Source organism: Geomonas oryzae (assembly GCF_004117875.1).
GTDB lineage: Bacteria > Desulfobacterota > Desulfuromonadia > Geobacterales > Geobacteraceae > Geomonas > Geomonas oryzae.
Genome location: NZ_RAHW01000004.1, coordinates 220,120 through 244,677, shown reverse-complemented (window position 1 = coordinate 244,677; position 24,558 = coordinate 220,120). Strand labels below are relative to the sequence as shown.

Here is a 24,558-nt window from a genome sequence, read left to right as displayed (position 1 = left end):
ATTGGGTGAGACTGCGACAAAGACGTCCATCAACATAAGGAAAAACTCATGGAACGGAAAAACAGACTGTCATTTCGAATCAAACTGCTTTTACTGGTGCTCGTTAGTTGCGGCGTCCTCGGGGCCCCCACCGGTCTCACCGTAATGAAGCAGTTTTATGACTCAAACAACCGTTTCAACGCGACCTACCACGACGTCCTTTATTCCTCTTCCGACGCGCTCCTTAAGTCCGAGGTGCAGACCGCGGTCAGCCTGCTGCAGGCCGTAAGCGACCGCGCCTCCAAAGGAGAGATCACCCTCGATGATGCGAAGAAGCAGGGGGCGGATCTTTTGCGCGGCCTCAAGTTCGGCAAGGACGGCTACTTCTGGGCCGACACCTCCGACGGCACCAACGTCGTCCTCCTGGGCAAGCCCGCGGAAGGGAAGAACAGGATGAACGCGCAGGACGCGAAGGGGAAATACCTGATCCGCGAGATCATAAAGAACGGCATGCAGTCCGAGGGGGGCTTCACCGATTACCACTTCCCCCGTCCGGGGAGCGACACCCCCATCGCCAAACGGGGCTACTCGCTCTACTTCAAGCCCTTCGACTGGGTGGTCGGCACCGGCACCTACGTCGACGACCTGGACGCCCGGGTCGCCAAGGAGGCCCAGACCAACAAGGAGCTGATCCTAAAGGACGTCTTCATCGTGATCGTGCTCACCGTGGTGCTCCTGGCGGGGATCTGCATCGTCGCGATACTCGTGGTGCGCCAGCTTTTAAGCCACATCGGCACCGAACCCGAGGAGCTCGCCTCGATCGCCGAACAGGTGGCCGCGGGAGACCTCACCGTCCGCCTCGAGCCGGGGAAGACCGGCATCTACGAGGCGATGCGCCGCATGGTGGAAGGGCTCAGGGACGTGATGACCAAGGTGAACCGCAGCGCGCTCGACGTCTCTGCCGCGGCCGGGGAACTGAACGAAAACGCCCGCCGCACCGCCGACGGCGCGAGCGAGGTGGTGCACCAGGCCGGGACCGTGGCGGTGGCGAGCGAAGAGATGTCCTGCACCAGCAACGAGATCGCCAAGAACTGCCAGCTGGCCGCCGGGAGCTCCGGGCGCGCCAGCGGCTCGGCGCAAAGCGGCGCCGCCATCGTGAGGGAGACGGTCCAGGGGATGAACCGGATCGCGGAGCACGTGCGCCAGTCCGCGGGGGTCGTGGAACAGCTCGGCACCCGCAGCGACCAGATCGGCGAGATCGTCGCCACCATCGAGGACATCGCCGACCAGACCAACCTGCTCGCCCTGAACGCGGCCATCGAGGCGGCGCGCGCCGGCGAACAGGGGCGCGGGTTCGCGGTGGTAGCGGACGAGGTGCGGGCGCTCGCGGAGCGGACCACCAAGGCGACCCGCGAGATCGGCAACATGATCAAATCGATCCAGCAGGAGACGAGGCAGGCGGTACAGGCCATGGAGGATGGGGTGCAGGAGGTGGAGCGCGGCACCGGCGAGGCGGCCCGTTCCGGCGAGGCGCTCGAGGAGATCCTCTCCCAGATCGAGGAGGTGGCGGGACAGATCAGCCAGATCGTCACCGCGGCGGAAGAGCAGACCGCGACGACGCACGAGATCACCGACAACATCCACCGGATCTCCGAAACCGTCCAGGAGAGCGCCCGCGGCGCCGAGGAGATTTCCGCCGCCTCGAACCAGCTCTCGCGGCTCTCGGTGGAGATGCAGGAGATGGTGCAGCGCTTCAGGATCTAGCGCGGTCCAGCATACGATGCTTTGGCATCCGGGGCGATTCGTGTATCCTATTGCCTATGCCCAGCCAGAAAACGAACCGCCAAGACGGCGTCATCATCGAGGAGGATGTCCTCCTCGCCCCCTTCACCACCTTCCAAATCGGCGGGCCGGCGCGCTATTTCGCCCGTGCCCGCACCGTTCAACAGGTGCGCCAGGCCCTGCGTTTCGCCCAGGACCAGGCGCTTCCCTTCTGCTTCCTCGGCGGCGGCAGCAACCTTCTCGTGAGCGACGACGGCTTCGAGGGGCTCGTGGTGCGGCTTGTCATGGATGCGGTTTCCGTCGACGGCGCGACCGTTTCGGTCGAGGCGGGGTATGACCTGAACCGCCTCGTGCTCGACTCGGCGCAGTGGGGGCTCTCGGGACTCGAACCGCTGGCGGGGATACCCGGCACGGTGGGTGGCGCGGTACGCGGCAACGCCGGCGCCTACGGCGGCGTCATCGGCGACGTGGTGACTGCGGTCTCGGTGCTCGACACGGCGACCCTGGACATGATCACCATGGCGCGCGAGGAGTGCACCTTCGCCTACCGGGACAGCCTCTTCAAGCGCGACCCGTGGCTTGCCGTGATGGGGGCGACGCTCACCCTCTCTCCGGCGCCCCCTGCCGAGATCAAGGGGCGCATCGAAGAGACCATCGCCAAGCGCGAGGCGAAACAGCTCTCCTGCGACCGGAGCGCCGGCTCCTTCTTCATGAACCCCGTGGTGCAGGACGCCGAACTGATCCGGAGCTTCGAGGCGGACCAGGGGGTGCGCTGCCGGGAATGCCGCATTCCCGCCGGGTGGCTCATCGAGCGGGCCGGGGTGCGCAACCTGCGGGTCGGGGGGGCGGCGGTGAGCCACCGGCACGCCAACTACCTGGTCAACACGGGAGGTGCCACCGCGGCCGACATGATGGAGCTCGCCTGGCTGGTCAAGGCGGGGGTACGGGTAAAGCTCGGGGTGGCGCTCCAAGAGGAGGTCAGCACCCTCGGGTTCACGCGGTAGCGGCCAAGGCCACCCGCCTGAACTCGGCGAAGGAGGCCTCGAGTTCGGCGAGCAGCACGGGGAGCCCCGGCTGCTCTTCGGGCTTTTGGGCCGCATGCTCCATCCTAAGCGCCACGGCACGCATCACTTCGGCCCCGATACTCGCGGCGGCCCCCTTGATCGAGTGGGCCTGCAGCCGCACCTCCGGGTAGTCCCCGCCGTCCACCGCCTCGCGCAGCAAAAGGATCAGTTTTTCGCTGGTCGCGCAGTACTTCTCCACGAAGATCTCCACGAATTCGGCCCCACCCATGCGCTGCACCAAACCGTTGCGATCGAAAACGGGCGGGGCTTCCTCCACCCCGGAAGACGCCGAAGCCGCATCCGCCATCCCGGCGCCGGAACTGCCGGCCGTTGCCTCGACGGCGGCCGCACCGGATGCCTCGGCGGCATCGGAAGGCGCCCCCCCCGCGGGGGTCACCCCGCGCTCGGGAATCCAGCGACGCAGGACGTCGCGCAACTGGCCGCAGTCGTAAGGCTTGCTGAGATAATCGTCCATCCCGGCGGCAAGACAGAGCTCCCGGTCTCCCGCCACCGCGTTCGCGGTGAGGGCCACGATGGGGAGGTGCCCGCCGCTCTCCTGCTCGCGGGCACGGATCGCCCTTGTCGCGGCAAAGCCGTCCATCTGCGGCATCTGACAGTCCATGAACAGCAGGTGATACCTCCCCTGCGCCGCCGCGGTGACGGCAAGGGCCCCGTTCTCCACGATCACCACCCGGCAGCCCAGAAGCCCCAGCATGTGGCGCACCACGTCCTGGTTCACCGGGTTGTCCTCGGCGACGAGGATCGTTGCGTCGAAGCGCTCCGACGGCTCGCCCGCCGGCAGGCAGAGCTGGTGCGCGAGGCTTTCGGGTACGCCGTCGATGACCTTCAAGCTGACGCTGAACCAGAAGGTGGAGCCGACACCGTACTCGCTGGAAAGCCCGAGCTCCCCTCCCATCAGCTCGGCGAGCTGCCTGGAGATGGCAAGCCCAAGACCGGTGCCGCCGAAGGTGCGGGTGGTCGAGTAATCGGCCTGGGAGAAGCTTTCGAAGATGTGCGCCTGCGCCTCGGGGCGGATGCCTATGCCGGTGTCTACCACCTCGAAGCGCACCCCACCCTCCCCTTTTCCGGCGACCGGCGCGGCGGACAGGCGCACCTCGCCGCGGCCGGTGAACTTGACGGCGTTCCCCACCAGGTTCACGAGGATCTGGCGCAGACGCACCGCGTCCCCCTCGACGTAACGCGGCAGTTCGGGGGCGATGGTGAGCGAGATCCCCACCCCCTTGCGCTGCGCGCCGGCAGCGAAGATCTCCAGCACCCCGCCCAGGAGGTCGTGCAGGTCGAACGGGGCGGGCTCGAGCTCCATGCGCCCCGCCTCGATCTTCGAGAAATCGAGGATGTCGTTGATGATGGAGAGGAGCGATTCGCCTGAGTTGCGCACCGCGTCGGCGAAGCGGCGCTGCTCGCCGGTGAGCCCGCTTTCCAGAAGGACGCTCACCATGCCGAGCACCCCGTTCATCGGGGTACGGATCTCATGGCTCATGTTGGCGAGAAACTGCGACTTGGCGAGGCTCGCGGCCTCGGCCGCCTCCTTGGAGACGCGCAGCTCGGCTACCGTCTGGTTCAGTTCCCGGTTCGCTGCGCTCAGCTCGGCGGTCCTGCGCTGCACCTCCGCCTCGAGCTCCTGGCGGTGCGCCTCCAGCTTCTCGTCTCGCTGCTGGATCTGCACCAGCATGCCGTTGAACCCCTCGATGAGGGTGCCGAGCTCGTCGTTCCCCTGCTTTTCGGCGCGCACCGAGTAGTTCTTGTCGATGGACACCGCCCTGATGACCTGGGCCAGGTGGGTGATGGGGGCCGAGATGAAGCGTTGCAGGCGCGAGGCGAGGAAATAGGCAAGGAGGAGCGCGCTCAACATGACCCCGGCGACAAGGAAGAAGTAGCGCGCCAGCCGGTCGGTGAACTCGCTGGCATCGGACTGCAACACCACGGTGCCGATCTTCTGCCGGTCGAGGACGATGGGGTAGACGCCGTAGATGGCGTCGCTTACGGCAAGGGGGGAACGTGAATGCTCGAGGGTGGCGCGCAGCCGCTTTTCGTCGATGCGCAGTTTGCCGCCGAACCCGCTCAGAAACGGCGGCTTGGTGCCTCCCGGCGCCTGGTAGCTTGCAAGCACCGTGTTGTCCTGCAGCATGATGAAGGCAAGGCGGATGTAAGGCTTGGCGCGGAGCGCGGCGACGGTCTCTCCGGCGGCGGCCCGATCGCTGAAGGCGACCGCGGCGGAGCTGTTATTGCCGATGATCTCGGCGAGGGCGGAAAGCTCGGTTTGCATCTCCCTGCGGAAACGGTGCGCCTCGTTCACTACGAAGGCGGCCGACACGAGCGCGAGCACGACCGCGTTGGTGAGCAGCAGCATGCCGATGAGTTTGCGTCTGATGGAGAGGTCGCGGAACCGGTTGATCATGAACTCTTTTCTCGTGCGCGAGCGCCGTGAGCGTTACAAACCATAGCAGCCTTGTCGGCAAAGCCCGCGATTTCTTTAGTTCAAAATCCCGCCGGTCCCGGTGCGCGGGGCTGAGGGGACAGGCACCTGCGGAGCCGGTCCCCTCCGGTTCACCTGCTCACCGCGCCCTTGTGCTCCGGGATGAGGCCGCGGTCCGCAACTACGGCGTGTCCTACGACCGCGATTCCGGCCATGATGACGGCGATGCAGCAGTACCGCGTCTTCCTGTTGATTTTCATACGGCACCCCCATGATTAAATTCGACCAATAGTGGATAACACAGGGGGAAGGGTTGTCAACAAAAGTGGACGAGGCGGGGGGGATGCAACCGATGTTGCTGCGCGGAAATGCCGGCAACGGGCAAAAAAAAAGTCCCGGATCGCTCCGGGACTTTTTCATGCGCAACTGATGTTGATGCGCTATACGCGGGTCACGTTGGCGGCCTGCAGACCTTTCGGTCCTTTGGCCACTTCGAAGGTGACGCTATCGCCTTCAGCAAGGGATTTGAACCCGTCGCCGGTGATGGCGGAGAAGTGCACGAACACGTCGTCGCCATTCTCCTGCTCAATGAAACCAAACCCCTTGCTGTCGTTAAACCATTTTACAGTTCCGTTAACCATTTACTTTTACCTTCTCCATGTCTTTCTGCTGATATTCGTCCGGCTCATCCGGACCTTCGACACATTAACAGCTTGGTTCCGACAAAGCAAGCATTTAAATTTTCGCCTTTTTTCCCTGCCTTGCTACTGCGCCAGGTTCACCACGACGTCGAGCCCGTCGATGGTGAGCGTCGTCACCGCGCCGGCGCCCACCACGGTGGAGAGGTTGCGCACGAAGATCCTTCTTCCGTTCAGATAAGGGAAGGTCCTGGTATCGTTGAAGAAGTTGCTCGGAATCTCGTCGGTCTCGCTTACGCCGTAGAGCGCCTTGCCGGAGTTCAACGAGTCCTTGATGCTCACCACGTGCGTCCCCAAAACGCCGTCGACGCTGGTGATCACCGCCATCGCCTGCCGGTAGGGAGAGGGCTGCAGCACCGTGAGCGTGAAAGAAGGTTTTTCAATATACCTGGTGGTGCTGATGAACTGGGCGCTTTCGCTCCCGATGGAGAGCGTCGTCGTGGTCGTGGTCCCCAGCGTGCTCGCAGCGGTGTGGGTCACGGTGACCTTGTCGCCGTTTTGCACCGTCCCGTCGCTGTTCGTCGGGGTGCCGCCGTTCACCGAGTACTTGCTGTCCCCTCCCGCCGAACCGGTGACGCTGATCGGGCTCGTGGAGCCGGTGAGCCCGGAGACGGTGATCGGGGCGGAGGTCACCTGGGCGCCGGGCTCGGTTCCGGGCACGGCGGCGAAAGAGAAGGAGTCCGGGGTGGTCGGGAGGCGCTGGTACTCCGGGAGCCATTCCACCTTGCCGCAGCCGGCGAAGGTGAAGACGAGCAGCAACAGGAAGGTCTTGAAAAGGGCGCTGCGGCGCATGCATGGCGCGCGGTGCGGACCTGCGTTCAGGGGTTCCATGGCATATCCTCGTGTATTGGAAGGTACGAAAGCTGGATACTACTCAAAGAAGGGAGCGTTGACAAGGGCTACTCTTTGCAAAGCCCCTTGAACGCCTCGCGCAGCGCGGAAAGCTTGTACGGTTTCTGGATGAAACCTGCGATCCCCTTGCCCAGGAACTTGCGGGTCACCTCGTGTTCGGTGAAGCCGCTGGAGATGATCACCCGGACTCCCGGATCGATGCGGCGCAGTTCCCGGAAGCACTGCTCCCCGTCCATCTGCGGCATGGTCAGGTCGAGCAGCACGACGCTTATGTCGTCGCGGCTTTTGAAAAGCTCCAGCCCCTGCAACCCGTCCGCCGCGGCCACCACATCGAACCCCAGCTCGTGCAACATCTCGCTTGCCAGGGAGCGTATGGTCTCCTCGTCGTCGATGAGGAGCACGGTCCCGCTCCCCTTCCACGGCTCTGCGTCGCCATCCCGATGGTTGTTAGCGGCGGCCGGTCTGTCTCCGGCAGGAAACATCACCTTGAAAGTGCTCCCCTCCCCCGGTTCGCTGTAGACCCGGATCGACCCGCTGTGCCCGCGCACGATGCCGAGGACGGCGGCCATGCCGAGCCCCCGTCCGGTGAACTTGGTGGTGAAAAAGGGCTCGAAGATCTTGCCGATGGTGTCCCGGTCCATGCCGCATCCGGTGTCGGCGACCTCGAGGTAGACGTAGCGCCCGGGCGGAACCGGGTCGGAAAGCCATCCCCCCTTCAGGTATTCCGGGGTCACCTCGATGCAGCCGGTCGAAAGCGAGATGACCCCGTTTCGATCGCCGATCGCCTCGGAGGAGTTGATCACCAGGTTCATCACCACCTGGCGGATCTGGGTCGCATCGACGGTCACTGCGGGAAGCGGGTGTTGCAGGTGGTAGCGCAGCGCCGCCTTCTTGGAGATGGAGACGCTCAGCATGTGCCCCATCTCCTCCACCAGCCGGTTCAGGTCGAGTTCCTCGGTGACGAAGCGCCCCTTGCCGGAATAGGCGAGCATCTGGCGCGCCAGATCGGCGGCCCGCGACGCCGCGGTCTCTATGCTGCGCAGGTTTTCGACCGCAGGGGACTCGGGGGAGAGACGCATGAGGGCGAGATCGGCATTACCGACGATGGCGGTGAGGATGTTGTTGAAATCGTGGGCGATCCCACCGGCCAGCACGCCCAGGCTCTCGAGCTTCTGGGTGTGCAGCATCTGCTTTTCGAGTTTGAGGCGCTCTTCCTCCGAGCTTTTGCGCTCCGTGATGTCGTGCGCGGACCAGACCACCCGCTCCCGGGACATGGGGGCCACGCTCCCGGCGAACCAGACCTCTTTCCCGCCGATGGTGAGCTGGTATTCGACCGTTACGGTGCGCCCCGTCTCCTGCGCCTCGTGGATCGCGGCCAGGAAGAAGTCGGCCTGCTCCTTCGGGAAGACCTCGTGCAGTCGCTTGCCCAAGAGTTCCGCGGGGGGGAGGTAAAGGGTGTCCGTCCCGGTGGGGGCGATCTCGAGGTAGCGTCCTTCGGCGTCCAGGACCAGGATGACGTCGGTCAGTGAGGCGAAGATGGAACGGAGTTTCTCCTGCGATGACTTGAGGGCCTCCTCGGCGTGCTTGCGCTCCGCCACCTCGACCTGAAGCAGCGCGTTGGACTCCGAGAGCTCCCGGGTCTTCTCTTCCACCCTTTGCTGCAAAAGGATGGGTTGGCGCAGGAACCACCAGGCGAGGAGCGCGGAAAGGGAACTGAGGAACAGGATCAGCAGCAGCTCCAGGGCGACGAAACCGCCCAGGTGCCACCCCTTAACCGGCTCGACCGAGACGGTCCAGGCGCCGTTGGGAACGGCGACCTCCTGGCTCACCGGGTCGCGCAGCGGGCGCCCCACCGACCAGAAGACCTCCCTCTTGCCCGTCTCCGGGTCAATGCGCGAGATCTGGTAGTTGTAATCCTGCCCCAGCACCTCCAGGTTCGAGCTGTGCAGGAAATCCTGCAGGCGCAGCATGGCGACGGTAAAGCCCCAGAAGCGCTCCCCACCCTCTTCCTTGAGAAAAACGGGGAGTCTGCCGACGACGGCCTTGCCTCCTCCCTGGATCAGGTCGAAGGGGCCTGCGAGGGTGAGCTTCCTGGTGCGCAGGGCAAGAAGCGCCTCCTTGTTGCGACGGTTGTCGGCAAGCAGGTTGTGACCGATGGCTTTTTCGTTGCCGGTGAGGGGGACGACCTGGCTGATGATCCCGCGGGGGGCAAGCTGGAGGGCGCTGGTACCGGGATATAGCTCGAGCATTTCCCGGGCTATTTGGGGGAAATTGGAAATTTCGCCGTCACCCTGCCGGATGAGCGCGGCGAGGGCGTAGGTGGAGGAAAGGGCGCGGTTCAGGTTGTCCCGGATGCCGTGGGCCACCTGGGCGGTGAGGTCGCCGGCCGCCTGGCGCCGACTCTGCACGCGGTTCTCCTCGTAGAGCCAGACGATGGTGCCGCTGACGGCCGCGCCGAACACGAAGGCGGCAACAACGGTCAGCACCAGCCTGGCGCTGCAGGCGGGGCTCTTATGCACTTTTTCGTGCTGCATGTTTTCTTGCATGGGCTCCACTTTTGCCGGTCCGTGCCTGCGCCGGCGGCAGCCTCAAAGCCTCATTTCCGCCTCCCACTGAATACCTTAAACGGAAAGGATACGCCAGCAAAAAAGTAAAGAACCCGTATACCTCACTCCAACCGGTCCAGAAGGCGCAAGAGGCCGTCCAGGATGGTGAGCGGATGCGGCGGGCACCCGGGGATGTAGAGGTCCACCGGGATGAGGCCGTCCACGCCGTCGTGCACCTCGGAAGAGCCGATGAAAGGGCCGCCGTTGATGGCGCAGGCGCCGCAGGCGATGACGAGCTTCGGGGCCGGTATCGCCTGGTAGGTGAGCAAAAGCGCCTCGCGCATGTTCTCGGTGACCGGCCCGGTGACCCAGAGGGCGTCGGCATGGCGCGGGCTCGCCACGAACTGGAGGCCGAAGCGCCCCAAGTCCCAGCCGATGGTGGAGAGGACGTTGCTGTCCGCTTCGCAGGCGCCGCACCCGCCGGCGACGACGGAGCGGAACTTGAGCGATCTGCCGAAGATGGAGAGCATCTTCTTGTCGAGCGCGCGGGCCAGACGCCGCTCCTCCCCCTCCCGGATTACGAGGTCCTCGCGCCGGTTCGCGGCGAGGCTGTGGTCGCCCGAGTAGGAGATGGCGCCGTGCGGGCAGGCGGCGGTGCACTCGGCGCAGAAAAGGCACTTGCCGAGGTCGACGCTTAATCCTTTGTCGCAGCCGATCGCCCCGACCGGGCAGGCATCGGCGCAGAGGCGGCAGTCCGCGGGACAGAGCGAGCCGTTGAGCTCCGGGTACCCCCGGAAGCGTTCGGGAAGCGGCAGCGGCTTTTCCGGGTACGCCATGGTGCGGTGCCCCTGCTTGATGCGCGCTAGTACGGCCTTGATCATGATGCGACTCCGTTTAGGTCTAAAAGTTTGTCCACGCCCCCTGCGTCCCCGCCCCCGGAGGGGGAGGGTCAGGGAGGGGGAGAGGCTAGAGGTCCACCCCGCAGTAGGAGAGGTTGAAGCTCTTGTTGCAAAGCGGGAAGTCCGAGATCTGCCCGCCTCTGAGCGCCATGGCGAGCCCGCTCCAGTTGTGGAAGGAGGGGTCGGTCACCTTGTAGCGGGAGAAATCTCCGCGCGCATCGGTGATGGCCACGTGGCAGACTTCGCCGCGCCATCCTTCGGTCAGGGCGACGGCGAGGGTGTCCCCCCCCACCTCCCCCACCGGGCGCCGCGCCGCCCCGCCCGGGAGTTGGGCCAACTGCTCCTCGATGAAATCGAGCGACTTCTCCATCTCCAGCCAGCGCACCATGGTGCGGGCGTAGACGTCCCCGGTCTTGCCGGTCTCCACCGGTATCTGGCTCATGCTGTAGATCCCGAAGGGATGGTCGCGCCGGATGTCGCGGTTAAGCCCGCTCGCGCGCGCCGCGGGGCCCACGAGCCCGAGTTCCAGGGCGGTCTGTTCGCTCACCACGCCGGTCCCCTCGAGGCGGGCCAGTACCGACGGGGTGTCCCAGAGCAGATCGATCGCGTTGGTGACCTCGTCCCGGGCGGTCCTGATCCGGTCGGCGAGTCCGCGCGCCCCTTCGGCGGAGAGGTCGAAAGCGACGCCGCCGGGGACCACCAGGTCGCGCCCGAAACGGCTGCCGCAGATGCCGGCGGTCATGTTGAGGAAATCGCCGCGGATCCTGCCGCAGAAGGAGGCGGTGGGGAGGTAGCCCACGTCGCCGGAGATGGCACCCAAATCCCCGGTGTGGTTCGCCAGGCGCTCCAGCTCGAGGGCGATGCCGCGCACGGCCTGGGCACGGGCGGGAGGCGCCGTCGAGGCGAGCGCCTCCACGATCATGGCGTAGGCGGTACCGTGGCCGATGGTGGTGTCCCCGGCCATGGTCTCGGCGAGCTTTCTCATCCGCTCGCCCGGACGCCCCTGCATCATGCGCTCGACGCCGCGGTGCTGGTAGCCCAGCGAAACCTCCAGGTGCATCACCTCCTCGCCGAAGCACTGGAAGCGGAAATGCCCCGGCTCGATGATGCCGGCATGCACCGGCCCCACCGCCACCTCGTGCACCTCGTCCCCCTCGACGCGGTAGAAGTCCATGATGCCGACGGTCGGCGGGCGGTGCGGCGCCACCCCGGGAAGCGAGCCCAGGGCCGGTGCGAAACGGACCGGTTTGGGCCAGGGATGCCCCTCCGGGGTGAGCGAGAACTGCTCGGCTATCTCCCGCTCGAAGAGATGGAGCTGCGGCGCCTCGGCGGTCAGGGAGTAGAAAGACTTTCCCGTGACCAGCGTGCTCATGACACCGATGGTCGCGTGGCTCTTGAAGGAGAGGAGGCAGTAAAGCCTCACCCCGTCTTCGGCCGGCACCCCGAAGTAGGAGACCACGCGCCAGCCGCCGGAAAGCGCCGAGAGAAGCGCCTGGGCGAAGCGATCCGGTGCGTGCTGCGGGATCTCGCGCAGCGAAAGGGTGCCTCCGTTTTGCGTGAAGACCATGGAAGGGGTCATGCCTCACCTCCCAAAAGTGCCGCGGCGTCGTGCAAGAGCACCCGCAACGGCTCGGGGATCCATACCCCCAGGACCAGCACGATACCCATCAGGATGAGCGGCGGGAACACGGTCGGGAAGGCGTCGCGGTAGCGGGTGCGCTCCAGGTCCTTGGGGACCTCGCCAAGGACCACCGGGAGCACGGTCGAGGCCATGCCGATGAAGATGAGGGCCAGGAACAGCAGGAAGAGCGCACCGGTCACGTGGTTTCCCTGCCCGAAGGCGGAGGAGACGATGAGGAACTCGCTCACGAAGGGGGCGAAGGGGGGTGAGCCGGTGATGGCGAGAAAGGCCGCCATGAAGAGCGCACCGGACCAGGGGGTGCGCCGGATGGCGCCGCGCACGAACTGGGTGCTCTTCGAGTTGTAGGCGCGGTGGATGTTGCCGCAGGAAAGAAAGAGCACCCCCTTGGTGAGGGAGTTGTTGATCATGTGCAAAAGCCCGGCGAAGAGCGCCCCGTGGCCTAGACCGAGCGCCACGGTGATGATGCCTACGTGCTCGACGCTCGAATAGGCGAGCATCCTCTTGAAGTCGCTCTGGCGCGCCATGAAGACGGCGGCGAAGGCCATGGAGACGAGCCCCATGACGAGGAGCACCTCCTGGAAGAGCGCCCCTTCCGTGGAGGCGACCGCGATCTGGTACACCCGCAAGAGGGCCAGGAGCGCGCAGTTCACGAGTCCCCCCGCGAGGAGCGCCCCGACGAGCCCCGGCGCTTCGCCGTAGGCGTCCGGCTTCCAGGTGTGCAGGGGCGCCAGTCCCATCTTCGAGCCGAAGCCGACCAGGAGGAAGATGAAGGCGGCGTGGCGCCACCCCGGGTGGAGCCCGGCGGCGTTGTTGATCAGGGTCGGCAAGAGCAGGGTCACCTCCTGCCTTGCGACGATGGTGGAGTAGGCAAGGAAGAAGAGCCCCAGAAGGGCGATGGCGATCCCCACCGAGCAGATGAGAAGGTATTTCCAGGTCGCCTCGATGGAGCGGGCGTTGTGGTTGAAGTAGATGAGGGGCGCCATGGTGAGGGTGGTCGCCTCGAGGGCGATCCAGAGGAGCCCCAGGTGGTGCGAGATGGCGACGAGCGAAGTGGCCGAGAGGCAGACGAGCAGCGAGGCGCAAAGGACCCGGTTCGGGCGCTTCAAGCGGTAGGCGAGGTAGCCTACGGCGTAGAGCGAGCAGACCGTGAAGAGGACGGAGTTGCCCGCGAGCACCAGCTTGCCGAGCGCGTCGAGCAGGATCCAGCCCCCCGGGGAAGCGGCGGGAGCCTCGGCGATGAGCGCCGCGGTGATGGCCAGGTGCGCGAGCGAAACCACCGGGAGTACCCAGGCGCGCCGTCGGTTGTCAGGGACGAGCCAGGTAAGCGCGGCACCCAGAAGCGGGAGAAGAACCAGGGCCCACATCATGCAGTTATTCCTCCCTCAGCGCGGAGAGTCTCGAGGTGTCGATGCTCGAGAACTCGCGGCTGATGTGATTGATGACGATCCCCATGACGAAGATGCCGACCAGGAGGTCGAGAAGCGCCCCCGCCTCCACCATGACCGGCATGGCGTCGGCGAGCAGCAGGCCGAACAGGAAGATCCCGTTCTCCATGAGAAGGTACCCAAGCACCTGTGAGATCGCCTTGCGCCGCCCCATGAGGACCAGGAAGCCGCTCATGAGGGTTGCCGCGGCGGCGGGTACCACGAGAAGCCCCTCGTGCTCGGGGGCGAGCGGAAGCTTCGCGGCGAAGATGAAGGCGAGCGAGGTGAAGAGAGCACCCAGGACCAGGGACGGGATGTAGCCGATGAAGGGCGAGAACTCGCGCTCGATCTCCGCCTTCTTGATGGCCCGGATGATGAGGACCGGGATGAGCCCCCCCTTGACGAGGATTATGCTCACCACGATGAAGGCCAGGTGCCAGGAGAAGGGGTGCACGAGCGCCGGGAGGACGCCGAGAAGCACCCCCTGCACGGCGACGCTTCTAACCGAGAAGGCGAGGCGGCTCGTGCCGAGGACGGCGAAGTTGATGAGGAGGCAGAGTACCAGGAGCTGGTCGGCCAGGGAATTCATATCGTCACCTCACTACCAGGACCAGGGAGAACGCGGTCAGGATCAGGGCTGCCACCAGAAGCTGCGGCACGCGGATCAGCCTCAGGCGCGCCATCACCGACTCGACCACACCGATGGCGACGGCAAGCCCCAGCATGCCGCAGGCGAAGATGCCCCAGTCGAGAAAGCCGTTACCCGAGGAGAACGGGAGCGCGATGTTCACGAAGAGCGCGCCCAATAGGTAGAGCTTTAAGGCCGCGCCGTAGAGGATGCAGCAGAAGTAGGGCCCGCTGTGGTCGAGCACCATCACCTCGTGGATCATGGTGAGCTCCAGGTGGGTGTTCGGGTCGTCGAAGGGGATGCGGCAGTTCTCGGCGAGGACCACCACGAAGAGACCGGCCAAAAGCAGGATGAGTGCGGCGCCGGTGGCAAGCCAGACCGGGAGCGTCACGTGCTGCAGCATGGGCGTGAGGCTCATGGTCCCGGAGAGCCTCGTGAGCGTTATGAGGGCGAAGAAGAGGGTCGGCTCGGCGAGGCAGGAGAAGGTGACCTCGCGGGCCGCCCCCATCCCCTCGAAGCTCGAGGCGGTGTCGAGCGCTGCGGTCGTGGTGAAGAAACGCCCCAGGGCGAAGAGATAGGCGAAGAGGATCATGTCCCCCTCGAAGGAGATCGGTGCCGCGTGTCGCCCGAGAGGCACCAGAAGCGAGGCGAAGAGGGTCGCGGCGAGCGTCACCACGGGGCCGGCGCGAAAGACCCAGGTCGTGCTGTCCGAGAGGACGATCCCCTTTTGCATCAGCCGCCCCATATCGTAGTAGGGCTGCAGGAAGGGGGCGCCGACCCGGCCGGCGAAGGCCGCCTTGGTCTTGCCGATCACCCCGAGAAGCAGCGGGGGCATGGCAAGCACCAGCGCCATGTGGAAGATTGTGTCGATCATGTCCAACTCCTGTTGAACTAAGAGTCGCTAGTAAAGTTTAAGGGGACTTCTCAATGCACCCACAAAAGAAGCAGCATCAGCGTCGCGAAGATGTAGAGGATGTAGATCTGCACCTCGCCGTGCTGCAGCCTTCTCAGGAAGGCGCAGGCGACCCCCGCTATGTTCAGAAACGGAAGCACCACCCGATGCAGCAGGGTCTCCTCCGGCGCGTAACTGAGCCTTGCCGCCGACGGGGCCAGTCCGGTGACCGGGTCGACGTGGAGCCGGGTCCGGATCAGTGCGCCGGAGAGGGACGAGAAGAAGGCGCCGAAGGAGCTGCCGGTGTACTGGATGCGCGGCGAGGGACGCAAGTAGCCGCATCCCCAGGTGGGCCCCGAGGCCTGGCGTCCCTTCACCCTCCCCTGCAGGAAGAGGTACAGGACGGCTGCCAGGATGATCACGCTTCCCCCCGCCACGGCGAACCAGACCGGGGGGACCGGAAGCGCCGAGACGAGCCCGGTGTCCGGGGCGAGCGCCCTCAGTGCCGGCTGCACGAGCGCCATGAAGACCGGCGGGAAAAGCCCCCCCAGAAGGGAAAGGGCCGCAAGGAGGCCGATCGGGGCGAGCATGGTGACCGGCGCCTCGTGTCCCTTCGCGGCGGCTTCGGTGCGGGGCTCGCCCAAAAAAGCGATGCCGTAGAGTTTCACGAAGGCGATCACCGCCACTCCCCCCACCATGGCGAGAACCGGCGCCCCCAGCGCGACGAACGGGACCGCGGAGCGGGCCTCGCCGAAGAAGCCCAAGTAGAGGAGCATCTCGGAGGCGAAACCGTTGAAGGGCGGGAGGCCGCAGATGGCGATGGAACCGCACAGGGCGAAGAAGGCGGTGAAGGGAAGACGGCGCGCGAGTCCCCCCATCCGGTCGAGGTCGCGGGTCCCGGCGGCGTGCATGACGCTCCCGGCGCAGAAAAAGAGCAGCGGCTTGAAGATGGCATGGTTCAGGACATGGAACAGCGCGGCGGCAAGCCCCAGGAAGGCGAGGCGCGGGTTGCCGCTCCCCTCACCCAGGAGGAAAAGGCCAATGCCGGTGGTGATGATCCCGAGGTTCTCGATGCTGCTGTAGGCGAGCAGACGCTTGATGTCCTTTTGCGCCGAGGCGACGCAGATCCCGGCAAGGGCCGAGGTGAGCCCCACGGAGGCGAGGAGCGCGCCCCACCAGAGCGGGCGTTCAGACACGAAGGAGATGACCCGCAGCAGTCCGTAGATCCCGACCTTGAGCATCACCCCGGAGAGGAGCGCGGATACGTGGCTCGGCGCGTTGGCGTGTGCCGACGGGAGCCACAGGTGGAGCGGCATCATACCCGCCTTGGAACCGAAACCGGCCAGGGCGAGGAGGAAAAGGGTGCTGGTGACGCCGCCGGCAACGGCAAGGGAGTGCGGTGCCGGAAAGGAGAAGCTCCCGGTGATCCAGAAGAGCGAGGCGAAAAGGGCCGTCAGCGCCGCACCCCCCAGGTGGCTCGCCACCAGGTAGACGATCCCGGCGCTTCTCACCTCTTTCTCGCCATGCTCGGCCACGAGCAGGAAGTAGCCCGAAAGCGCCATCACCTCCCACGACATCATGAAGAGAAACCCGTTTCTCGCTACGACCACCATGGCCATGGCACAGGCGAGGAGACCGTAGAAAAAGGTGACGCTTTTTTCGGAAGCTTGGGACTTTGCGGGCCAGTAACCGAGGGCGTAGAGAGAGCCTGCGGGGAAGATCAGGAAGATGGGGATCAGAAAGAATAGAGAGAGAGGGTCGAGGGCGACTTCGCAGGGGCCGAAGGGGAGGTTCCAGTTCAGGGTGAAGCTTGCTTCTCCACCGCCGAGCAGCAGGTAGAGAATTGAAGGTAGCGCGAGAAGTGAGCTTGTCAGGGCCGCTACCGAGGCCAGCCGCTGTCCCAGTGTTCCGTGTCTCAGAAAGAGACCGGGCAGCCCGGAGCAGCCGGCTAGAACTATTGCGCAGAGAACCAGAAATGCCGGGTCCCGCATCATGTCAAAAAACAACATAACCCACCCTTTCGAACCAGGAACGGATCGCGAATCTGACCATCGAGTTTCAACCTTCCGCGGCGTTCACCACGAAGCGGAAGGGGAGCAAAGCTGCCGGTACTGCCGCCCCCTGTGCGGCGCGGCACTAAGTGTCGCTACTGTTTACAGGGGTGACAGGGACCTCAACATACTCCCTGAAAAACGATTTGTCAAAAAAAGATTTTTAATCTTGAAGATGCGCCGATAAAACAAACGCACCACTCAAGTTCCTTGTTTTCCTGCCGACTGGGGTTATCATTAAGGCCACACGTCCATCTATTTCGAACAATGTTATACAAAATACCAGATAGATCGTTTTTTTCATCCACCGTCGGGACGGATTACGAAGAAAAAGGGGTTCGGCGCGGACTCATGGAGCGCATCTTCAGTTTGTCCACGAAGCGCTGCAGGATCCCCAACGTCCTCCCCTTTGCGAAGGGGAGACAGAGGGGATTTGTCTTGTTGGATCACGGAACCACTAGCTGAAGGGGCTCGAATAAAACCGAAATCCCCCCTGCCCCCCCTTCGCAAAGGGGGGAACGTGGTGCCAATGGTTACTGTTGCCAGGGAACACGCATGTGATTCCCCGGAATTTTCTGAACAACTAAGCAAAAGGAGGGTGACGTGAAGAGTCACGTTTGGCGACCGCTTTTCGTCGCGCTGTTGGTGATCGCCCTGGTGCTCGTGGCGCGCAAGCTCCTGGTGCCGGCCGACTTCGGCATCGGCGCGCGGGGGTACATGTACGGCTGGCACCGCGCCGGCAACGAGCAGCAGTGGAAAGAGGTGACGGTGAAGTACAAGACCGCACAGCACTGCATGCAGTGCCACCGCGACAAGTACGACGAGATGAAGGAGTCCCCGCACCGCAACATCAACTGCGAGAACTGTCACGGACCCGCCCTGAACCACCCGGACGATCCCCACACCCTGACCATAGACCGCAGCCGCGAGCTCTGCGCGCGCTGTCACACCCGCCTCCCCTACCCCGGCAGCAACCGCGGTGTCATGAAGGGAATCGATCCGAAGACGCACAACGTCGGGCTTGACTGCGTGACCTGCCACTGGCCGCACGACCCCAGGAAGGAGGGACACAAGAGATGATCACCAGACGATCCTTCTGTAAAAAGTCGCTCCTCATCGCCGGCGGCCTCGCGGTCCCCCTCGCCGCACTGGAGCTCTTCGATCCGCGCAAACTCCTCGCAGAAAAGGACGAGAAGGGACCCCGCTGGGTCTTCCTGGTGGACACCCGCAAGTGCGTCGGCTGCGGCTTCTGCGTCAAGGGGTGCAAGGTGGAGAACGAGGTCCCTTACGACGCCAACGTGACCCGCACCTGGGTCGAACGCTACGTGGTCACCAAGGACGGCAAGACCCACATCGACTCCCCGAAGGGGGCGCGCGACGGCTTTCCGGAAAAGGGAATCGACATCGGCCACGGCAAGCTGGAGGAGATCAGGGACGATGACATCGAGAAGGCGTTCTTCGTGCCGAAACTGTGCAACCAGTGCGACAACCCGCCCTGCGTGCAGGTCTGCCCGGTCGGGGCGACCTACCAGACCGCGGACGGCGTGGTGCTGATCGACCGCAAGTGGTGCATCGGCTGCGGCTACTGCATCATGGGGTGCCCCTACGGGGTGCGCTTTTTCCACCCGGTCTACCACGTCGCCGAGAAGTGCAACTTCTGCTACCACCGCATCACCAAGGGGATGCAGACCGCCTGCGTCGACAGCTGCGCCTTCGGCGCCCGGCGCGTTGGGAACCTGAGGGACCCGGAAGACCCGGTGACCAAGGTGATCATGACCGAGCGGGTGAACGTGCTTAAGGAAGAGTACGGAACCAAGCCGCAGGTGTTCTACCTGGGGCTCTCCAAGGAGGTGAAATAGCCATGGTGCACGGAGAAGCCTGGACCATAAAGGAGTTTTTCACCTATCCCAACGAGTACATCTACTGGACCATCCAGATCGTCATGTACCCCTTCATGACCGGCCTCGTGGCGGGCGCCTTCGTGCTCTCCTCGCTTTACCACGTCTTCGGGGTGAAGCAGCTAAAAGACATCGCACGCTTCTCGCTGGTCTTCTCGTTCGCGCTGTTGCCCGTCGCCATGCTGCCGCTTTTGATGCACCTGCAGCAGCCGCTCAGGGGGATCGAGGTGATGATGACGCCACACTTCACCTCGGCCATCGCCGCCTTCGGCATCGTCTTCAGCACCTACGGCATGATCGTCGCGTCGGAGCTCTGGTTCGTCTACCGCAAGCACTTCGTCGAAACGGCGCTGGAGCTGAGAGCGCTGCCGCAGCCGGGTGCGGCGGACCGACTGCGCGCCCTCCTCTTCTCGGTCCTCACCCTCGGGGCGTGGGATATCTCGCACGAGGCGCTGGAGGCCGACGAGCGGGCGGTGAAAAAGCTCGCCGCGGCGGGCATCCCGGTCGCCTGCTTCCTGCACGGCTACGCCGGTTTCATCTTCGGGTCGGTGAAGGCGAATGCGCTCTGGATGACGCCGCTCATGCCGGTCATCTTCATATGTTCCGCGGTCGTCTCCGGTATCGCCCTTTGCATCCTCACCTACATCCTCACCATGGAGATCAGGAAGCAGCTCTCGCTCAGGCGCCGCCTCGCCCATCCCGAGATCCCCTCCATGGAGGAGCTTAAGAGCGCCGAGGCGCACGTGGTCGCCATGACCTCGCGCTACCTCCTCATGTTCATGGTGGCTGCGATCACGCTGGAGCTTCTAGACCTGATCTTCAGGGGGTACACGGCGGTGAAATCGTGGGACATCCTGCGGAGCGTCATCTACGAGCGGGACTTCGTGAACATCTTCGTGATCCAGTACGGGCTCGGGAACCTGGTCCCCTTCTTCCTCTTCCTGATACCCGGGCTCACCATAAGGCGTGCCACGGTAGGGACGGTACTCGTGCTTTTGGGGGTCTTCATGATGCGCTGGAACGTCGTCATCGGCGGGCAGGCGTTCTCGTCGTCCTTCTCCGGGTTCATGCACTACGTCCTGCCGATTTGGCCGACCAGCATGGAGACCCTGAAGGAGGGGCTCGTCGGCGCGCTCATCGTCGCCATCGTCCCCTTCTGCATCTTCTACGTGCTGAACAAGGTCATGCCCGTGTTTAAAAAGGCGTAAAGACGTTCTACGTTCTACGTTCTATGTTCTACGTTGCCCCCCTCGCCTTTCGGGAGAGGGGCTGGGGGTGAGGGCCGGGCGGCGTTGAGCTTACGGCACTCAGGTGAGCGCGAGCAAAAGCACCAGCGTAATGAAGGTATAGAAGATGTAGATGTTCAGCCTGCCGTGCTGCAGCCTGCGCACCGGCGCGGCCTTCTCGAAGAGGTACTCCAGGAAGGGAAGGTAGATCTTCTCCAGCGTGGTCTCGGGGACGTGGCTCGCTCGACTGGAAGCTCCCGGGAAAAGCCCCTGCACCTCTTCCCGATGCTCCTCAGGACGCAGCATCACGGAAAACCAGCGCACCACCGTGGAGCCGAACGAGGAGGCGGTGTATTGCATCCTCGGCGACGGCCTCAGATAACCGCACCCCCAAGTGGGGCCGACCTGCACCGGCAACCTGGCGGCGCTTTTGGCAAAGAAAAACCAGAGCAGGACAAGCAACAGAATCAGCCCCAGTCCAAGCAGGGAAATCCAGTTGAAGGGAACCAGGTTCCAGATCCCCTGCGAGGCGAGCGCACCCCGGTACTCAACGAGCGCCCGATTCAAAAGATGCCCGAAGAGCCCTGGGAAGAGCCCGATCAGCGCGCAACACAAAGCAAGCACCCACATCGGCGCCAGCATCCCCGCCCCCCCCTCTTCCCCACCGTCATGCGCGCTCGAGCGCGGCGCGCCGAGGAAGACCACCCCGAAGACCTTCACGAAGCAGGCGACCGCCAGCCCCCCGACCAGCGCCAGCACCGGTGCGGCAAGCGCCGGAAACAACCCGGCGACGCTGCCGGCAGTACCGACGGCGCTGAAGGAGCCGAGGTAGACCATCAGCTCGCTCACGAAACCGTTCAAAGGCGGGAGCCCGCAGATAGCGACGGCACCTACCAGGAAAAAGAGCGCGGTGTAGGGAAGCCGACGCGAGACGCCACCCAAAAGGTCGATCTCGCGGGTGTGCGCGGCATGGATCACCGATCCCGCCGAAAGGAAGAGAAGCGCCTTGAAAAGCGCGTGGTTCATCACGTGCAGCAGCGCCCCCCCCGCTCCGAGCGCCACCAGAGCAGGTCTCCCCTGGCTGTCGCCGATCAGGGCGATCCCAAGCCCCATCATGATGATGCCTATGTTCTCGATGCTGTGGTAGGCGAGGAGCCGCTTCAGGTCGTGCTGTCCGATGGCGTAGACGACCCCGGCAACGGCGGAGACACAGCCAAGCAGCAGCACCAGCCCCCCCCACCAGACCGGCGGTGCCGCGAAACCAGAGAAGATGCGCATCATCCCGTAGATCCCGGTCTTCAGCACCAGCCCGGAAAGGATCGCGGAGATGTGGCTCGGCGCGTTGGCGTGGGCCGAAGGGAGCCAGATGTGCAGCGGCATGACGCCCGCCTTCATCCCGAATCCGACGAGTGCGGTGAGGAAGATGCCGGTAGCGAGGGGGCCCGCGGCGGGGAGCGCCCCCTCGGCCGGGAAAAGGTAGGCGCCGGTCGCGGCGTTGATCAGCGAGAAGGTGGCGAAAAGCGCCAGCGCACCGAGATGCGCCGTGATCAGGTAGAGTACCCCCGCCTCGCGCACCTGCTCCTTCTCGTCTTCGGCGGTGAGGGCGAAGTAGGCGGCGAAGGCCATCACCTCCCAGGCCATGAGAAAGAGCATCATGCTCTTCGCGATGAAAAGCATGGTGAGCGACGCCCCGAGCAGTCCCAGGAAAAAGGCTAGCTTGCCGCCGTGGGCCGGATGATGATCCACGGGCCAGTAGGCGGCGCCGTAAACCGCGCTGCAGCCGATCACGGTATAGACGGGAAGCAGGAAGAAGGCGGAAAGGGGATCGACACCGATCTCGAGGTCGCCGAAGGGAAGTCCGGAGGGGAGCAGATAGCTGCCGGTAACGGGATGAACGAGGGCGAAAAGGGCGCCGGCAAGGCCGAGCAGGGAAGCGGCCGCCATGAAGGCGACGCCGAACTTCTGGGCGGGACGCGACTCCCTCTGCAAGAGAAGCGGGATGCCGGAGACGAGCTGGCAGCCGCCGGCGAGCAACAACAGTACAAGGGACGTCGCAGGCTCGCCGGGGAGGAACATGGTCAGCTCCTTTTGCCGCGTTCGCAGCGCCTTGCCGCCTCCATGATGGCCGCGGGATCACAGGCAAGGTTCAGGGAGGCCCGGAATTCCTTGTCGTGCAGGGCGTAAGCGAGTCGTGAAAGCAGGTGCAGATGCACCTTTACCGTGGGACTGGTGATCAGGAAGAGGATGCGCACCGGGAGGCCGTCGAGGGCGCCGAAGTCGATGGGCTTTTCCAGGAAACAGAGGGTGACGGCGGGTAGCGGCTTGTTCTGCAGGAGAATGGGGTTGCGGACGTGCGGGATGGCGATGCCGTCGCCGATGGCGGTGGTGCCGAGGGCCTCGCGGGCCAAAAGCACCTGGAGCAGGAACTCCGGGTCCATCTGCGGGGGAAGCGGCAGGAGGTTCACCATGTTGCGCAGCACGGAGAGCTTGTCGTCGCCGGCTACGCCGCAGTGCACCCCGCCCGCCTCGAGCGCCTGGCTTAGCGTGGGGAGTTCGACATCGGCCTGCGCGGCCTCGAACAGCTCCGGCGGCACCTTGATGCCGTGCTCGGTCGCCCACTCCAAGAGATCCACCCGGTTGATCTGGTACGTGCCCCGTACCAGGGTGGCCGGCAGTTTATCCCTCTTGATCCATTTCATGACCGTGCTCTCGTCCTGATGCAGCAGCGCGGCCACCTCCGAAGACTTCATCAACATCGGTTGCTCCCCCAAAGGTCCTGAAAACAGGGTAAGGTATAGCACCGTTAAGACAAAGATACAAGATCGTTAATCTGGAAAAACTTGAATCGAACCGCCCCTTTGGGGCCATACACGGACAAGCGGTAAAAAGAAAGCCCCCGGATCACTCCGGGGGCTTTCTGGTGCAGCCTTTAACCGTTATTTCTTGGCGTGTTGCTCGCCGCCCGGGACGTCCTGTCCCCCTGCGCTGTGGCAGTCGCTGCAGTTCGCCTTGTAGAGCTCGTCGCCGATGTCAACCGGGTGCACGAACTCGCTGTGCTTGCTCCCCTCCAGGATATTCTCCTGTTTCTGGCTGAGGACGGTGTGGCACATGTTGCAGTCCTTGGAGATCACCTTGCCGGCTGCCGTCTTGTGCTTGCCGTCGTGGCAGCGGAAGCAGCCAGGGCTGTAGAAGTGCCCGATGTGGTTCGGGTAGGTGTTCCAGTTGACCTTCATGGCCGGGAAGAAGTTCCTGTTGTAGATGTCCTGCACGACGACGACCGCGTGGGCGATCTCCTTGGCCTTGGCCTTGGAAACGTTCGGGTAGTTCTTCGCATAGTACTCCGGCAGCTCCTTGGCGATGGTCGCCTTGGCCTCTTCCTTGTTCTTGTACGGCCTGGTGAGGATCTCGACCGCGGTCTTCTTCAGGTACGGCAGGCCGATGTCGATGCGCTTGGCGGCCAGGGCCTCGTCCATCTCCACGCCCGGGGCGCGGTAGATGTGTGCCGGACGGTTGTGGCAATCGAGGCAGTCCATGACGCGCTTCTCAGCCTTGGCGACATCCGCCTTGGAGAGCGGCTTGTCGGTGTCGAAATACTCGGTGATCGAGCCGTCCTTCTCCTTGACCGCGATGTACGGGATGTTCAGGCGCTGACGGTCTGTCGCGATGTAGCGGACCTCCTGACCGATGTGCCAGTGGATCCCCTTGTGATGCTGGCTCTTCGGTGTGCCCCCTATGTTTATCAGCATGTTGATCTCGCGGGGGGTGTTCTCCTCGTTCGGCGCATAGTGGTAGAACACCTTCTGGCGCCCGGCGTAGAATTTCTCCGGCCAGTGGCACTGCTCGCAGGTGTCGCGCGCCGGGCGGAGGTTGTCGATCGGGGTCTGGATGGTCTCCGGGTAGGTGTGGAAGGCGACTGCGTAGAGCTGCCTCATGCCGGAGATCTTCGCCTTAACGTACCAGGCGGCACCGGGGCCGACGTGGCACTCGACGCATTTGACCTTGGCGTGCGGAGAGTTGGCCCACGCCACGTGCTCCGGCTCCATAACCTTGTGACAGAGCTCGCCGCAGAAGGTGGTCGACTCGGTGAACTCGTAACCCTTAAGCGAAGCTACCGAGACGATGAGGACGAAACCGATGCTGGCGACGACGAAGAAGATGAACAGATGGCGCTTGTGCGCGTCGTTGAAGTCGACCTTCGGGAAGGGCTCGATCTTCTCTTCGGGGTGCCTGCGCCTCTTCTCCCGCACGATGTAGGCTCCGAGCGGGACCAAAAGCAGACCCACGATGAGCATGCCCGGGAAAAGGAAATAGGTCATCAGGCCGAGGTAAGGCTTCTCGACGCCGGTTATCCCCTCGTAAGAGAGGAAGCCGATGATCAAGCCGGTCGCGGTGACGGCCAGGATCATGCCGACCAGACTGATCAGGTTCCAGGCGTAGCCGGCATACTTTCTAAGTGCCATAGTGTCGTCTCCTTGCGTGTTTTCGTATGGTTAGCGAAAATAGGGCAGAACCTTACTATCCGACATGACTTATGTCAAAA

At 64.2% G+C, this 24,558-nt stretch carries 19 protein-coding genes; 5 read left to right on the top strand and 14 right to left on the bottom strand.

The features are described 5' to 3' along the window. Positions 1-48: 48 nt before the first annotated feature. Complete coding sequence (locus tag D6Z24_RS11810; protein WP_129126795.1) at positions 49-1,743, top strand: methyl-accepting chemotaxis protein; 1,695 nt, start codon at positions 49-51, stop codon at positions 1,741-1,743. A gap of 56 nt (positions 1,744-1,799) precedes the next feature. Then, positions 1,800-2,765, top strand: a complete 966-nt coding sequence (gene murB / locus D6Z24_RS11805) for a UDP-N-acetylmuramate dehydrogenase (protein ID WP_129126794.1) — start codon at positions 1,800-1,802, stop codon at positions 2,763-2,765. Here the strand turns inward: murB and D6Z24_RS11800 are convergent. The 11 genes from D6Z24_RS11800 to D6Z24_RS11755 form a co-directional block, all read right to left on the bottom strand. Further along, positions 2,755-5,244, bottom strand: coding sequence for an ATP-binding protein (locus D6Z24_RS11800; protein WP_129126793.1), 2,490 nt, complete (start codon positions 5,242-5,244; stop codon positions 2,755-2,757). The genes murB and D6Z24_RS11800 overlap by 11 nt on opposite strands. Positions 5,245-5,393: 149 nt before the next feature. Continuing rightward, positions 5,394-5,522, bottom strand: a complete 129-nt coding sequence (locus D6Z24_RS21945; protein ID WP_281275029.1) for a hypothetical protein — start codon at positions 5,520-5,522, stop codon at positions 5,394-5,396. 180 nt (positions 5,523-5,702) lie between these two features. Next, positions 5,703-5,903, bottom strand: a complete 201-nt coding sequence (locus tag D6Z24_RS11795) for a cold-shock protein (protein WP_129126792.1) — start codon at positions 5,901-5,903, stop codon at positions 5,703-5,705. 123 nt (positions 5,904-6,026) lie between these two features. After that, entirely contained in the window at positions 6,027-6,791 is a 765-nt protein-coding gene (locus D6Z24_RS11790; protein ID WP_246014649.1) for a hypothetical protein, read from the bottom strand. Between the two features lie 68 nt (positions 6,792-6,859). After that, a complete protein-coding gene (locus D6Z24_RS11785) occupies positions 6,860-9,358 on the bottom strand; it encodes a response regulator (protein WP_129126791.1) in 2,499 nt (832 codons plus the stop codon). A 122-nt stretch (positions 9,359-9,480) separates the two neighbouring features. Beyond that, the gene (locus D6Z24_RS11780; RefSeq protein WP_129126790.1) at positions 9,481-10,239 is read right to left on the bottom strand and encodes an NADH-quinone oxidoreductase subunit B family protein; all 759 of its coding nucleotides are present in this window, start codon (positions 10,237-10,239) and stop codon (positions 9,481-9,483) included. Positions 10,240-10,324: 85 nt separating this feature from the next. Continuing rightward, positions 10,325-11,836, bottom strand: a complete 1,512-nt coding sequence (locus tag D6Z24_RS11775; RefSeq protein WP_129126789.1) for a hydrogenase large subunit — start codon at positions 11,834-11,836, stop codon at positions 10,325-10,327. Then, a complete protein-coding gene (locus D6Z24_RS11770; protein ID WP_129126788.1) occupies positions 11,833-13,266 on the bottom strand; it encodes a proton-conducting transporter transmembrane domain-containing protein in 1,434 nt (477 codons plus the stop codon). The genes D6Z24_RS11775 and D6Z24_RS11770 overlap by 4 nt, the downstream gene beginning before the upstream one ends. Before the next feature lie 4 nt (positions 13,267-13,270). Then, the gene (locus tag D6Z24_RS11765) at positions 13,271-13,912 is read right to left on the bottom strand and encodes a hydrogenase (RefSeq protein ID WP_129126787.1); all 642 of its coding nucleotides are present in this window, start codon (positions 13,910-13,912) and stop codon (positions 13,271-13,273) included. A gap of 4 nt (positions 13,913-13,916) precedes the next feature. Then, complete coding sequence (locus D6Z24_RS11760) at positions 13,917-14,825, bottom strand: respiratory chain complex I subunit 1 family protein (RefSeq protein ID WP_129126786.1); 909 nt, start codon at positions 14,823-14,825, stop codon at positions 13,917-13,919. Between the two features lie 50 nt (positions 14,826-14,875). Continuing rightward, entirely contained in the window at positions 14,876-16,852 is a 1,977-nt protein-coding gene (locus D6Z24_RS11755; protein WP_246014648.1) for a proton-conducting transporter transmembrane domain-containing protein, read from the bottom strand. A 645-nt stretch (positions 16,853-17,497) separates the two neighbouring features. Here D6Z24_RS11755 and D6Z24_RS11750 point away from each other — a divergent pair. From D6Z24_RS11750 to nrfD, 3 genes are read left to right on the top strand one after another with little or no spacing between them, the layout of a single operon-like run. Then, entirely contained in the window at positions 17,498-17,974 is a 477-nt protein-coding gene (locus tag D6Z24_RS11750) for a multiheme c-type cytochrome (RefSeq protein ID WP_129126785.1), read from the top strand. Then, positions 17,971-18,753: a 4Fe-4S dicluster domain-containing protein gene (locus tag D6Z24_RS11745; RefSeq protein WP_129126784.1), complete on the top strand. Its 783-nt coding sequence runs from the start codon at positions 17,971-17,973 to the stop codon at positions 18,751-18,753. The genes D6Z24_RS11750 and D6Z24_RS11745 overlap by 4 nt, the downstream gene beginning before the upstream one ends. Positions 18,754-18,755: 2 nt before the next feature. Next, the gene (gene nrfD / locus D6Z24_RS11740; protein ID WP_129126783.1) at positions 18,756-20,000 is read left to right on the top strand and encodes an NrfD/PsrC family molybdoenzyme membrane anchor subunit; all 1,245 of its coding nucleotides are present in this window, start codon (positions 18,756-18,758) and stop codon (positions 19,998-20,000) included. 99 nt (positions 20,001-20,099) lie between these two features. Here nrfD and D6Z24_RS11735 read toward each other — a convergent pair whose 3' ends face one another. The 3 genes from D6Z24_RS11735 to D6Z24_RS11725 all read right to left on the bottom strand — a co-directional run bounded on the left by D6Z24_RS11735 (position 20,100) and on the right by D6Z24_RS11725 (position 24,478). After that, positions 20,100-22,094 carry a proton-conducting transporter transmembrane domain-containing protein gene (locus tag D6Z24_RS11735; RefSeq protein ID WP_129126782.1) on the bottom strand — a complete coding sequence of 665 codons (1,995 nt, stop codon included), beginning with the start codon at positions 22,092-22,094 and terminating at the stop codon, positions 20,100-20,102. A gap of 2 nt (positions 22,095-22,096) precedes the next feature. Next, positions 22,097-22,774, bottom strand: coding sequence for a PTS sugar transporter subunit IIA (locus D6Z24_RS11730; RefSeq protein ID WP_129126781.1), 678 nt, complete (start codon positions 22,772-22,774; stop codon positions 22,097-22,099). Positions 22,775-22,954: 180 nt separating this feature from the next. Further along, the gene (locus tag D6Z24_RS11725) at positions 22,955-24,478 is read right to left on the bottom strand and encodes a cytochrome c3 family protein (protein WP_129126780.1); all 1,524 of its coding nucleotides are present in this window, start codon (positions 24,476-24,478) and stop codon (positions 22,955-22,957) included. Positions 24,479-24,558: the final 80 nt, after the last annotated feature.